Below are 491 nucleotides of genomic sequence, written 5' to 3'. Positions count from 1 at the left end.
GCGCAGCGGCGGGCGGCTGCGCCGTACCAGGGCCAGGGCGCCCGCGGCGACGGGCAGGGCCAGCAGCGCGTAGGCGGGCATGAGGAAGCGGGGGGCGGCGTAGCCCACGTAGAACAGGTACGGCAGGGCGCTCGCCGCGGCGACGGCCGTGGCCAGCAGCAGGGGGCCGGGGCGGCGGCGGTCGCGCCAGGCGGTCCACAGGCCGATCGCGGCCATCAGCGGGATCGTCAGCCACCAGGTCAGCGCCAGGGGGGAGACGTCGCCGCAGTCGGTGCCCCAGCGGCACAGGGACGGGCCGTCCAGCGCGGCGGCGTGCTCGGTGACGGAGACGGTCAGGCCCGTCAGGTTGGCCTGCCCGGCGGCGTGCATCCGGGCGGCGGCGCCGCCGTACCTCAGTTCGGCCTCGATCAGCCATTCGCCCCAGCCGGCGGCCAGTCCGGCGGTGATGGCCGCCAGGGCGGCGGGGCGGCGCGGGCGGGTCAGGAGTGCCG

Annotated in this window: 1 pseudogene; it reads right to left on the bottom strand. The window is 78.6% G+C overall.

What is annotated here, in order from left to right:
* A pseudogene (locus ACWJ6R_RS37925) lies at positions 1-491 on the bottom strand (hypothetical protein); the annotation flags it as partial.

It is taken from the genome of Planomonospora algeriensis, assembly GCF_977012225.1.
Note: the sequence above shows the minus strand (reverse complement) of the source record. Positions and strands in the feature narration are given on the sequence as shown.